Source organism: Streptomyces sp. NPDC024555 (assembly GCF_055559335.1).
The window spans coordinates 294369-306558 of record NZ_JBVHKV010000002.1; the positions used below are offsets into that span (position 1 = coordinate 294369).

A 12190-nucleotide genomic window follows, 5' to 3' on the forward strand; every position below is an offset into this window, starting at 1 on the left:
TGGGCTCGATTCTACGAGCCGGGGGCCGGGATCCGAACGACAGACCCCGGGCGTACGGCGGGCGCACGGGGTCCCGGCGCCCGCGCACCGCCGGACGCGGGTCGGGTCCGGCCGGGGCGGCCCCCGGCCGCCGCGGGATTCAGCCCCCGACGTTCCAGGCGACGACGCCGTTTCCGGTGACCAGGAAGGCGAGGACCGCCAGGTCGGCGATACCGAGGGCGAGTCCGAGCAGGGCGCGGCCCCGGCGGGCCGTGGAGCGGGCCAGCGCGACGAGGGCCATGACGATGGCGGCGGGCCCCAGCAGCAGGTTCATCACCAGCAGGCCGACGAGCCCCAGCACGAAGGAGGCCACGGCCAGTCCGTCGGCGTCCCGGGTGGCGGGCCGGGCGGCGGCGCGGGCGGTCATGAGGCGCGGCGGCGCGTACCCGCCCGCTCGCGTACGGCGAAGACCAGCAGCCAGCAGCCGATGAGGGCGCCGAGCGCGAGGGAGAGCGCGGGAGGGATCTGGGCCACCGCTCCCAGCACGATCCCCAGCAGGAGCAGGGCGGCGACAAGGACGATCATGGTCGGCCTTTCGGTGTCGGGGTGGATCACGGATGCCGTGAACAGTTCGGAGTACGACTGTTCACTGACTCATCAGTCTAGACCCGTGCCCCGCTTCCCCGTCCCGGAGAACAGTTGTTTACTGAATGGCATGAGTCACACCACGGGGGTCCGCCAGACCCAGAAGCTGCGGACGCGCCAGGCACTGCTGGACGCCGCTCTGGTCCTGCTGGAGGAGCAGAGCCTGAGCAGTCTGGGACTGCGCGAGGTGACGCGGGCGGTGGGCGTCGCCCCGACCGCCTTCTACCGGCACTTCGACGGCATCGCCGCGCTCGGGGTGGCCCTGGTCGAGCAGACGCTGGGCAGTCTGCACGGGATGATCGGCGCGATCCTGGCCGAGACCGGCGACAGCGAGGTCCGGCTGGACCGGGGCGTGGAGCTGATCGCGGGCCATGTGCGCGCGCAGCCCGCCCACTTCCGCTTCATCGCGCGCGAACAGCACGGCGGCGTCGGGCCCGTCCGCGAGGCGATCGCCGCCGAACTGCGCCGCTTCGCCGAGGAGGTGGCCGCCGCGCTCGCCGGGGAGCCGGAGTCGCGGGGGTGGAGCGAGGAGGACCTGCTGATGCTCGGCGGTCTCTACGTGGACCACATGGTCCTGACCGCGTCGGCCCTGCTCGACGCGGGCGAGGGCGGCGAGGAGGCAGTCACGGGCGCGGCCCGGCGCCGGCTGCGGCTGATCACGCTCGGCCGGCTGCACTGGCTGGACGGGCCCGGCGCCCCGCCCTCCGCATGACGAGGGCCCCGGCCTCCCGGCGGTCGGGAGAGCGGGGCCTCGGCGGAACGGGGCCGACCGCGCGGGGCGCGGGGCCCCGGCGGCGCGGGGGTCAGGCGCGCGGGGCGCGGGCCAGCTGGCGGGACTGGGCGACCAGGCGGTCCCGGCTGTCCCAGACGTCCGCGTCCTCCTCCAGGAAGCCGCCCGCCAGATTGCGGGTGGTGATGGAGACGCGCAGCGGTCCCGGGGCCGGGCGGCAGCGGATGTGGGCGGTCAGCTCGACGGTGGGGGTCCAGCCCTTCAGCCCCAGCTCGAAGGAGGTCGGCGGCAGCGCGTCGACCGTGAGCAGCAGGGAGAGCGGGTCGGCGTCGCGGCCGTCGGCCAGTCCGAACCAGCCGCGCATCTCGCCCTTGCCCGAGGGCTGTCCGACGGCCCAGCCGACGGTGGCCGGGTCGAGCTTGATGTCGAGCCGCTCGGTGATGGCGGAGCTGCCCGGGATCGGGGCGTCGCCGTCGCTCGCGCCGAGGCAGTGCTCGCGGGGCGGGAAGGCGGGCGGCTCGGCGGAGGTGCGGACGTCGTCGCTGAGGGCGTCCAGGTCGCCGTAGGTGGCGACGACGCGGATGCGCTCGATCTCGGTGCCGTCCTCGGCGTACTGGAAGAGGGAGGCCTGGCCGGTGGAGAGGGTGCGGCCGGTGCGGACGGTCTCGGTGCGGATCACCGCCGGGCCGGGGACCGACGCGGTCAGATAGTGCGCGGAGACGGAGAAGGGGTCCGGGTGCGGCAGGGCCTCGCCGAGGGCGCGGCCGAGCAGGGCGAGCAGATAGCCGCCGTTGACGGCGTGGATGATCGTCCAGCCCGCGGAGAGGTCCGCGTCGTAGACGCCCTCCTCCCGGAGGGTGACGGCGGTGTCCCGGTCGAACTCGCTGTCGCCGATGGTCGCCCGCGCGGCCAATGCCGCCTGCTCTGCTGCCTGTGCCATGGCATGCACCGTACACCGATTCCATTACTGAGCGGTAGCTTTTTTCAGTTCTCCTCCGCCGTCGCGGAACGGCGGTTGAAGGCGCGCGGGGCCCGCCAGTGGAAGCGCAGCGCCAGCAGCCGCAGCACGAAGGCGGTGATCACGGCCGTGCCGCTGGTGAAGGCGTTGAGCGCCTCGAAGCGGATGCAGAGGACGATCATGGTGGCCCCGACGATCGCCGGCACCGCGTACAGATCGCGGTCCCAGCGCAGCAGCGAGGGCACCTCGTTGGCCAGGACGTCGCGCAGCACACCGCCGCCGACGGCGGTGGCCAGACCGAGCGCGGCCGACGCGGTGAGCCCGAGGCCGTAGTCGTAGGCCTTCACCGTCCCCGTGACGCAGAACAGTCCGAGGCCCGCCGCGTCGAAGACCATGACCCCGGTCTGGATCCGCTCCACGTGCGGATGCAGGAAGAAGACCAGCCCGGCGGCGAGCAGCGGGGTGGTGAAGTAGCCGAGATCCGTGAAGGCGGCGGGCGGGACCGCACCGATGATCACGTCACGGAACAGCCCTCCGCCCAGCGCGGTCACCTCGGCGAGGACCGCGATGCCGAAGACATCGAAGTTCTTGCGTACGGCGAGCAGGGCGCCCGAGATCGCGAAGACGAAGATCCCGACGATGTCGAGCGCATGCTGGACGGAGGGCGTGAACAGTTCGTTGAGCACCGGGCAATTGTGCCGGTACTACTCCTTCGTGCCCTCCTCGGAGGGTGCGGCGGGTGTCGCGGTCCCGGTGGTGCTCAGGCCCTCGGCGTTCTCCGGGTGGTGACAGGCGACCCGGTGGCCGGTCTTCAGCGCGATCAGCGGCGGCTCCTGCGTCTTGCAGACCTCCGTCGCCTTCCAGCACCGGGTGTGGAAGCGGCAGCCGCTGGGCGGCGAGATCGGCGAGGGCACATCGCCCTTGAGCAGGATGCGCTCGCTCTTCATCCCGCGCCGGCGCGGGTCGGGGACCGGCACCGCCGACATCAGGGCCTTGGTGTACGGGTGCATCGGCGCCGAGTAGAGCGACTTGCGGTCGGCCAGCTCGACGATCTTGCCGAGGTACATCACCGCGATGCGGTCCGAGACGTGGCGGATGACCGAGAGGTCGTGCGCGATGATCACGTAGGTGAGTCCCAGCTCCTGCTGGAGGTCGTCCAGCAGGTTGACCACCTGGGCCTGGATCGACACGTCCAGCGCCGAGACCGGCTCGTCGGCCACGACCAGCTTGGGGCGCAGGGCCAGCGCGCGGGCGATGCCGATGCGCTGGCGCTGGCCGCCGGAGAACTCGTGCGGGTAGCGGTTGTAGTGCTCGGGGCTGAGCCCGACCAGCGACAGCAGCTCCTGCACGTGGTTCTTCAGACCGCCCTCGGGCTCGACGCCCTGGAGCCGGAACGGGGCGCTGACGATCGTGCCGATCGTGTGGCGGGGGTTCAGCGAGGAGTACGGGTCCTGGAAGATCATCTGGACGTCGCGCCGCATCGGCCGCAGCTGCCCCATGGACAGGTGCGTGATGTCACGGCCCTCGAACTCGACCTTGCCGCCCGTCGGTTCGATCAGCCGGGTGATGAGCCGGCCCATCGTCGACTTGCCGCAGCCGGACTCGCCGACCACGCCCAGGGTCTCCCCGGGGTACACCTCGAAGTCGATGCCGTCGACGGCCTTCACCGCGCCGGTCTGACGCTGGAGGACGCCCTTGCGGATCGGGAAGTGCTTGACCAGGCCCTCGACCCTGAGCAGCGGCTCGCGCGGGGAGCTCGCCTGCTCCGGGATCTTCACGTCCTTCTCCAGCACCGGGGGATCCTTCTTCTCGCTCACGTCGCTCGCCTCACTCGCCTCGCTCACAGCTTCGGCGCAATCTCTTCGGTCCAGATCCGGGACCGCTCCTCCGGCGCCATGTGGCAGGCGGAGAAGTGGCCGTCACCGACCTGCGTCAGTTCGGGACGCGTGGTGCGGGTGAGGTTGTCCTTCGGAATGTCCGCGTACGGGCAGCGCGGGTTGAAGGCGCAGCCGCTCGGCACGTTGATCAGCGACGGCGGCTGGCCCTTGACGGGGACCAGCCGGTCGGTCTCCTCGCGGTCGATGCGCGGCATCGAGCTGAGCAGGCCCCAGGTGTACGGGTGCTGGGCCTCGTAGAAGACCTTCTCCGCGGGGCCGCGCTCCACGCACCGGCCGCCGTACATCACCAGGAGGTCGTCGGCCATCTCGGCGACGACCCCGAGGTCGTGCGTGATCATGATGACGGCGGAGCCGAACTCCTTCTGCAGGTCCCGGATCAGGTCCAGGATCTGCGCCTGGACGGTGACGTCCAGGGCGGTGGTCGGCTCGTCGGCGATGAGCAGTTCCGGGTTGTTGACCAGGGCCATCGCGATCATGGCGCGCTGGCGCATACCGCCGGAGAACTCGTGCGGGTGGGAGTCGACCCGCTTGTGCGGCTCGGGGATGCCGACCCGGTCGAGCATCTCGACGGCCCGCGTGCGGGCGGTCTTCCGGCTGACCTTGTGGTGGACCCGGTAGGCCTCCACGATCTGCGAGCCGACCGTGAAGTACGGGTGCATCGCGGAGAGCGGGTCCTGGAAGATCATGGCCATCTTGCGGCCGCGCAGTTCGCGCACCCGCGCGTCGGAGGCGCCGAGCAGTTCCTCGCCGTCCAGCCAGACCTCGCCGGAGATCTGCGCGTTGGGGGCCGTGCGGTGCAGTCCGAGGATGCCCAGCGAGGTGACGGACTTGCCGGAGCCGGACTCGCCGACGATGCCGAGGGTCCGGCCGGGCTTCACGTCGAAGCTGACGCCGTCGACCGACTTGACCAGACCGTCGTCGGTCTTGAAGTGGATGCGCAGGTCCCGTACCGAGAGGAAGGCCTCGTCGCTGCCGGCCGGCGCGGCGGCGGGCTCGCCCACTGCCGCGGTCTGTGCCTTGGAAACCTCACTCACGAGAGCCTCACCCTGGGGTCGATGGCGGCGTACACCAGGTCCACCAGCAGATTGCAGATGACGATGAAGAAGGCGGCGACGAGCGTCACGCCCATGACGATCGGGAGGTCGTTCTCCTGCACGCTCTTGATGGCGTACTGGCCCATCCCCTGGAAGGAGAAGACGGTCTCGGTGATGACCGCGCCGCCGACCAGCAGACCGAAGTCCATGCCGAAGATGGTGACGATCGGGGTGAGCGCGGCGCGCAGGCCGTGCTTGCCGATGACCTTGCTCTCCCGCAGACCCTTGGCGCGGGCCGTGCGGATGTAGTCCTCGCCCATGGTCTCCAGCATCCCGGCTCTGGTGATGCGGGCGTAGAGGGCGGAGTAGAGGAAGGCGAGCGAGCACCACGGGATGAGCAGGTTCCACGCCCAGTCCAGCGGGCTCTCCGTGAAGGGCACGTAGGTGATCGATTCCCAGATCGGCCACTGCACGGTCAGCACGCCCAGCGCGAGCATGCCGGTGAAGAAGATCGGCAGGGAGACACCGGCGAGCGCGACGCCCATGAAGAAGCGGTCGAGGATCGAACCGCGCTTGAGGGCGGAGACGACACCGATCGCCACACCGCTGATCAGCCAGATCACCGCGGCACCGATGGCCAGCGAGAACGTGACCGGGATACGCGCGGTCAGCTCGGGCCACACCTCGACGTGCCGCTTGAAGGAGTAGCCGAAGCAGGGCACTCCGCAGTGCGTGGCCTCGGGGCCGAACTGGAAGTCGGCGCCGACGAACAGCTGCTTGAGGAAGTGCCAGTACTGCACGTAGAGCGGCTGGTCGAGGCCGAGGTTCTGCTTGACCGCGAGGATGGACTGCGGGTTGGCGTCCTTGCCCACGTACTGGGCTGCCAGTTGGTCCATCGTCTGACCGGCCAGCCGGGGGACGAGGAAGAAGATCGCGAAGGTGACTGCGCTGACGATCAACAGCAGCAGCACCGCGCCGAAGACGCGTCGGATGATGTACGCAGCCACAGCTATCCGGCGCCGGTACCCGCCCGCCGGGGATGACCCATACGGTCGGACACCGTGCCTTCACCTGCCTTTCGGGACAATTCTGGGGGTCCGGAGGCCGCTCCCCGGGCCGCGCGCGCGGCCCGGCCCGGGGAGCGGGGCCGTTCCTACTTGGCGGAACCCATCAGCACGTAGTCGTACATGCCGAGGTAGGCCTGGGTGACCGTGACGTTCGTCGCGGAGACCGGGCGGAGCAGCAGGTTCTTGCGGTAGATCAGCGGCACGGCGGTGGCGCCCTCGGCGACCGCGCGGTCGACGTTGGCCCAGGCCTTGGCGCGGGCGGTGTCGTCCGTGTTGGCGATGCCCTCGTTGAGGAGCTTGTTGATCGCCGGGTCGTTCAGCTCCTGGACGTTGTTACCACCGGACGGCTTGATGGCCGAACCGTTGATGATCTGGTCGAGGAAGCCGAAGCCGGTCGGCCAGTCCGCACCCCAGGCGCTCATGATCATGCCGAGCTTGTTGGCGTGGACGTAGCTCGGGTTGCCCGCGAAGTTCTGGAAGTACTTGCCCGCCGGGAAGGTCTTGATCTCGGCGTTGACGCCGATCTTCTTCAGCGAGGCCTGCACCGCGGTGACCATGGCCATCTCGGCGGGACGGTCGGAACGGGCCGAGATCTTGGTGTCGAAGCCGTTCGGCTTGCCGCACTGCTTCAGCTCGTCCTTGGCCTTGGCCTCGTCGCCCTTGTGACCGGCCGACTCGTACAGGTCGAACTTCTCGTAGCCGTTGACGGTCGGCGGCAGCAGGGTCGTCGCGACGTCACCCTTGGGGTCGCCACCCTGGGCGGCCTGGATCGACGCCTTGTCGATGCCCCACTGGACGGCCTTGCGGCAGTGGATGTTGTCGAACGGGGCGACGTTGACGTTCAGACCGATGTACGAGGTGGCGCCCGCGTACGAGTTGTCGGTCTGCTTCTTCAGGTCGGCCTTGGTGAGGACCTTCGGCTGCGTCGCCGGGGCGACACCGGTGCCGGCGCCGTCGACCGTGATGTTGTCGGAGAGCAGGTTGTTGTCGACCGTCTCCTGCTTCACCTTGAAGCGGACGGTGATCTTGTCCGGCAGGGCCGGGCGGATCGGGTCGGTCTTCGGGTCCCAGTTCTCGTTGCGGACGAGGGTCGCGCCGCGGCCCTCCTCGTAGGACTCGAACTTGTACGGGCCCGAGGACGCCATGCTCTTGACGTAGTCGGCGCCCTTGTCCTTCGCGGCCGGCACGGGGGCCGTCTGCGAGAAGGTCGCCAGGTAGTCGAAGTCCGCGAAGGCGTCCTTCAGCTTGAAGACGATGGTGGAGTCGTCCGGCGTCTCGATGGAGGCGATGCCGTTCGGGTTCTTGTCCTTGTAGGGACCCTTGTACTTGTCGCCGCCGATGAGGTGGGCCTTGAAGTACGTCGGGCCGTTGGACAGGGCCTCCGGCGCGAAGTTCGACCGCTCGACGGCGTACTTGACGTCCTTCGAGGTGATCGGGGTGCCGTCGTCGTACTTGAGACCCTTCTTCAGGGTGTACGTCCACGTCTTGGCGTCCGGGCTGGCCTTGCCGAGGCCCTCGGCGAGGTCCGGGACGACCTCCAGGCCCTCCTTGCCGGCGGCCGGCTTGAAGGACGTGAGGCTGCGGCTGTACAGGCGGGCGAAGTTCTGCACCCAGCCGTAGTACGTGTTGCCGGGGTCGAGCGAGTCGGGCTCGTCGGACATCTCCAGCTTGAGCGTCCCGCCCTTCTTGTCCGACTTGTTGACGATGGACGTCAGCGCGGCGTCGGTGGCGCCGGAGCCGCCCTTGCCCTTCGAGCCGCCGTCGTCGTCCTTGGAGCCGTTGCACGCGGACGCGCCCAGCATCAGAACCACGGCCGTGGCAACCAACGCTGTCGTTTTTCTGGTCTTCACCTGAGGAAATCCCCCTCAATCGATGGTTGCCGTGGCATGTCGCACGTCGTCGTGACGAGCACCCGGGACCTACTTGCCGCGGGGATCGAGCGCATCACGCAGCCCGTCTCCCAGCAGGTTGAACGCCAGGACCGTGACGAAGATGGCCACGCCCGGCACGATCATGTACATCGGGTCGTTCTCGTAGAAGTCGATCGCGTTGGTGAGCATCCCGCCCCAGGAGGCCTGCGGCGGCGCGATACCGACTCCGAGATAGCTGAGCCCCGCCTCGAAGAGGATGTTCGAGGGGATGAGCAGCGTGGAGTAGACGAGCACGGGCGCCACCAGGTTGGGCAGCAGCTCCCGGAAGAGGATGAAGGGGCCGCGGGCGCCCAACGAGCGGGCGGCCTCGACGAATTCGCGGTTGCGCAGGCTCATGGTCTGGGCGCGGACGATACGGCCCATGTACGGCCAGCTGAAGAAGCCGATCACGAAGATGAGGACCGCGATGCGCAGCGGCAGCCCCTCCAGGCCGAAGGCCCCGTCCTGGAGCGCGGCCGAGATGGAGATCGCGAAGAGGAGCAGCGGGAAGGCGAGGAAGGTGTCCATCATGCGGCTGATGACGGTGTCGACCCAGCCGCCGTAGAAGCCCGAGACCACGCCCATGAAGACGCCGATGACCACGGAGAGCAGGGTGGCCCCGACGGCGACGACCATGGAGACCCAGGAGCCCTCGATGATGCGGGTCATGATGTCGCGGCCGTACTGCGGTTCGACGCCCAGCGGATGGCTCCAGCTGATGCCGCCCCAGTCGCCCTTGGGGGCGAGCAGCGCCGGGTCGATGAGGTCCTGGTGGAACTCGTTGGGGTCCAGTCCGAAGACGGCCTGGATCGGCTTGGAGAGCACGGCGAGCAGGATCAGCAGGATGACAACGATGCCGCCGGCCACGGCCACCTTGTCGCGCTTGAAGCGCGTCCAGGCGATCTGTCCGAGCGAACGGCCCTCGATCTGGCTCTGCTTGACTCCCGTGAGTACTGCCTCCGGCTGCGCGTCGGCAGCCGATCCGGTGGTCTCGATCGGTGCGGTCACAGTGCCCTTGACCCCTCCCGCCGGCGGTGGCCGGCCCCTACTCGCCGCGGTGACGGCCTGGCGCGTGTCAGCCGCGGCGCGTACTGCGGCTGATGTTTTCGGTGCGAATGCGTCCGTGGAGTGACCGCCGGTGCAACCTCGTACAAAGGGCCGACGATCGCCACTAGCCGGGAGTCTTCAGTGCCGTTGCGATCACCCGCCAGACCTGACGGGGAATGTTTGCTCAAACGTGATGCGGTCAGTGAGCTTCCGTTATCCGGACAGCTTGATCGAGTGAGCGGACCACTCGGCCGCTAATCCACCAGAACGGACATGACGCCCAACAGGTGTGATGGGGTGGCGATTTGGGCGGCGCGAGCGGGTGTCTTGCCCCGCCGCGGAGCACTTTGTCCGATACGCGGACGGGCTGACGGATCGTCAGTAGGCGTGCGGAGCCGGGCCGGGGGTCTGCGGGTAGCCGTAACTCGGAGCGACGGCGGGACCACCCGCGGCCGGGCCGTGCGGCTCGCGATCGTAGAACGGACGCGCGTTGGCGCGCAGCCACATCGCGACGGGGTCGTACGCGTCGGACATCGCCACGGTGGACACCGGGAGCCCCTCGGGCACCGCGCCCACCGACTGCCGCATCATCGCCCGCACGGCGTCGACCGAGGCCCGGCCGGTGTCGTACAGATCGAGACCGATGGCGAGGTACGGGGAGCCGAGGGCGGGCTGCACCCAGGCGCGGCGCAGCGAGCGGATCGCGGGGGTGTGGTGGGCGTTGCGGGTGAGCTGGGCGTAGAACTGCGGGAGGTCGATGGCGGGCTCGCTGATCCGCAGCGGTCCGGCGGGCATCCGGTCCAGTCCGGTGGCGATGCGGCGCAGGTCGAGCCAGGGGACGCCGACGCCGCCGCCCGGGGCGTGCGGGTTCAGCCAGATGCCCCAGCGGTCGGGGAACAGGGCGCGGGCGATGTCGCGGCCGCCGACGATCTCGTGGTCCCGGGTCCAGCCGCTGGCGGTGAGCTCCTGGGCGGAGGTGACACAGGGGGCGTAGCCGAGGCCGTCGACCTCCATGTTGCCGTACTGGGCGTCGGGCGAGCCGGCCCGGCCGTGCCACAGCAGCATCCAGACACGGCTCTCCGCCAGGGCCCGGAGCAGAGCCTCGTACGCGTCGTAGCGTCCGGGCGTCACCTGGCGCAGCATGTGCTCGACCTGTCCGGCCGCCGCGGTGCCTGACGCGCTCACCCTGGGTCCCGCCCCTCTTCGATCCTCTGTGTCGGCCCGCCGCTCCCCGGGGCTCTCGGGGACGGCACGGTGCCGAGGCACCAGCCCATCAAACCAGCTTATGCGGCGGCCCTGACACCGGCTTGACGCCACGGCCCGGGGCCATGCCCTACACCTCGGCGCGTTGGTAGAAGGGGCGCACCCGGGAGCGCATCCAGTCGGCGACCGGGTCCTGGGCGACGTCGAGCAGGACCAGATTGACCGGCCAGCGGACCTCGACCCGGCCCAGCGCCCGGCCCAGGGCGTCCATGGGGGCGTTGCGCCCGGCCCCGTCCCAGGTGGAGAACTCGACGCCGACGAAGAGGACCGGGTCGCCGCCCTCGATGCTGGCCAGCGCGCGGCGGGCGGTGCGCACGACGCCGCTCTCCTGGAACTCCCCGGCCGCGGCGGCGAGGAAGTCGACGGGTTCCTCCTGCCAGTCCGGTTCGAACAGCCGGACCCGGCCGCCGCTGGCGGGTCCGTCGAGCGCGGTGCGGCCGGCCCGGCAGAGTTCGGCCACGGCGGGCGGGGGCAGCGGCATGCCGACGGCTCCGCCCGGGTTGACGGCGATGCCCAGCTGCGGGGGCAGTCCGCGGGCGAAGTCGCGGGCGGGCGCGACGGTGAAGGACATGTGCGGGCCGACGCAGGTGAGGAACTGCTGTTCGGAGCTGAAGACCGGGACATAGGGAGCGCCCTCGATCTCCAGGGTCGGCAGATCGAGGACGCCGGAGTCCGGGCCGCCGCCGGCCGGCAGCGGCACCCAGACCTGGCTGCGTCCGAGCACCTCGACCAGCCGGCCGCCCGCCTCCGGGCTGCCGAGCGAGGCGCTCAGCACCTCTTCGAGCTCATTGGCCGGCCATCCGCCCTGCGCGTCGGACCGGGCCGGTGCCGGAATGTCCACTGTGTCCCTCTCTCACCCCGGGCAACCGGGTACGCGCTGTCTCGCGGCCTCTCGCGGCCTAGAGATTATCTCCGTACGGCCGGATCCGGACCCCGCCGCCGGACCGTCCAGCACTCGGACGGTCCGCGGTCACTCCGTGGTCTGTGCGTCTGCGAAGGAGATCCGGGCGAGCAGCCCCGCCGCCTCCCGGTCGAGCAGGACCGCCGAGGCGCAGCCGCGCGGCAGCAGGCCGGAGGCGGTCTCGCGCAGCAGCCGTCCCACGGCCCTGCGGTGGCGGGCGAAGGCGTAGCCGGAGACGCCCCGGCCGCGGTCGCGCTGGCCCCGCCGGGCCGTCTCCTCGGTGACGTCCAGCAGCACCAGGTGCAGGGTCCGGCCGCGCCGCCGGACATGGCGGGCGAGCAGGTTGCGCACCCAGGACTGGGTGCCGCAGTCGTGGACCACTACAGAGACGCCGGAGCGCAGCACGCGCCAGAGACCCCAGTAGTGCGCGACGCGGACCAGCGGACGGTAGAGGGCGTACGGGCATAAGGCCGGCATCCGGGCCGCCCAGCGGTCCCGGGTGTCCTGGGAGTCGACGGCGCGGACCTCGACCGTGCGCGCGATGAGCGTGGACTTCCCGCTGCCGGGCAGTCCGGAGACCACCACCACGTCGCCCGCCGCGAAGTGCAGCGCGCACGGGCCGCGTCCGGCGCGGTCCCGCAGGTCACGGACGACGGGCGCGCGCGGGCCCACCGCCTCCCTCGCCGGCGCTCCCGGCTGAGCGGGCAGTGCGCCGCTCGCGACCCCCGCGGTCGTCGCGTACCGCTGCGATGTCATCG

Annotated in this window: 13 protein-coding genes; 1 reads left to right on the forward strand and 12 read right to left on the reverse strand. The window is 70.5% G+C overall.

What is annotated here, in order from left to right:
- Window positions 1–139: 139 nt before the first annotated feature.
- Complete coding sequence (locus ACZ4FH_RS03920) at window positions 140–463, reverse strand: DUF4190 domain-containing protein (RefSeq protein ID WP_467302428.1); 324 nt, start codon at window positions 461–463, stop codon at window positions 140–142.
- Complete coding sequence (locus tag ACZ4FH_RS03925) at window positions 403–564, reverse strand: hypothetical protein (protein WP_467302036.1); 162 nt, start codon at window positions 562–564, stop codon at window positions 403–405. The genes ACZ4FH_RS03920 and ACZ4FH_RS03925 overlap by 61 nt, the downstream gene beginning before the upstream one ends.
- A 130-nt stretch (window positions 565–694) precedes the next feature.
- Between ACZ4FH_RS03925 and ACZ4FH_RS03930 the strand changes: the two genes are divergently transcribed.
- Entirely contained in the window at window positions 695–1336 is a 642-nt protein-coding gene (locus ACZ4FH_RS03930; protein ID WP_467302037.1) for a TetR family transcriptional regulator, read from the forward strand.
- 91 nt (window positions 1337–1427) lie between these two features.
- Here the strand turns inward: ACZ4FH_RS03930 and ACZ4FH_RS03935 are convergent, their stop codons facing one another.
- From ACZ4FH_RS03935 to ACZ4FH_RS03980, 10 genes are all read right to left on the reverse strand, one after another.
- The gene (locus tag ACZ4FH_RS03935) at window positions 1428–2294 is read right to left on the reverse strand and encodes a thioesterase family protein (protein ID WP_467302038.1); all 867 of its coding nucleotides are present in this window, start codon (window positions 2292–2294) and stop codon (window positions 1428–1430) included.
- A 44-nt stretch (window positions 2295–2338) separates the two neighbouring features.
- Window positions 2339–2998 carry a trimeric intracellular cation channel family protein gene (locus tag ACZ4FH_RS03940; RefSeq protein WP_383635342.1) on the reverse strand — a complete coding sequence of 220 codons (660 nt, stop codon included), beginning with the start codon at window positions 2996–2998 and terminating at the stop codon, window positions 2339–2341.
- Window positions 2999–3016: 18 nt separating this feature from the next.
- On the reverse strand, window positions 3017–4102 hold the full coding sequence (locus ACZ4FH_RS03945; RefSeq protein ID WP_467302430.1) for an ABC transporter ATP-binding protein: 1086 nt from the start codon (window positions 4100–4102) through the stop codon (window positions 3017–3019).
- Window positions 4103–4152: 50 nt separating this feature from the next.
- A complete protein-coding gene (locus ACZ4FH_RS03950; RefSeq protein WP_467302040.1) occupies window positions 4153–5244 on the reverse strand; it encodes an ABC transporter ATP-binding protein in 1092 nt (363 codons plus the stop codon).
- Window positions 5241–6251, reverse strand: a complete 1011-nt coding sequence (locus ACZ4FH_RS03955) for an ABC transporter permease (RefSeq protein ID WP_383635336.1) — start codon at window positions 6249–6251, stop codon at window positions 5241–5243. Before ACZ4FH_RS03955 ends, ACZ4FH_RS03950 begins: the two co-directional genes overlap by 4 nt.
- A 146-nt stretch (window positions 6252–6397) precedes the next feature.
- Window positions 6398–8161 carry an ABC transporter substrate-binding protein gene (locus ACZ4FH_RS03960; protein WP_467302042.1) on the reverse strand — a complete coding sequence of 588 codons (1764 nt, stop codon included), beginning with the start codon at window positions 8159–8161 and terminating at the stop codon, window positions 6398–6400.
- 69 nt (window positions 8162–8230) lie between these two features.
- Window positions 8231–9229, reverse strand: coding sequence for an ABC transporter permease (locus ACZ4FH_RS03965; RefSeq protein WP_467302044.1), 999 nt, complete (start codon window positions 9227–9229; stop codon window positions 8231–8233).
- Between the two features lie 417 nt (window positions 9230–9646).
- Window positions 9647–10453 (reverse strand): enhanced serine sensitivity protein SseB C-terminal domain-containing protein, encoded by an 807-nt coding sequence (locus ACZ4FH_RS03970; protein WP_467302046.1) that lies wholly within the window; start codon window positions 10451–10453, stop codon window positions 9647–9649.
- Window positions 10454–10601: 148 nt separating this feature from the next.
- A complete protein-coding gene (locus tag ACZ4FH_RS03975; RefSeq protein ID WP_385111860.1) occupies window positions 10602–11372 on the reverse strand; it encodes an enhanced serine sensitivity protein SseB in 771 nt (256 codons plus the stop codon).
- Window positions 11373–11501: 129 nt separating this feature from the next.
- Complete coding sequence (locus ACZ4FH_RS03980) at window positions 11502–12188, reverse strand: AAA family ATPase (protein WP_467302050.1); 687 nt, start codon at window positions 12186–12188, stop codon at window positions 11502–11504.
- Window positions 12189–12190 lie beyond the last annotated feature (2 nt).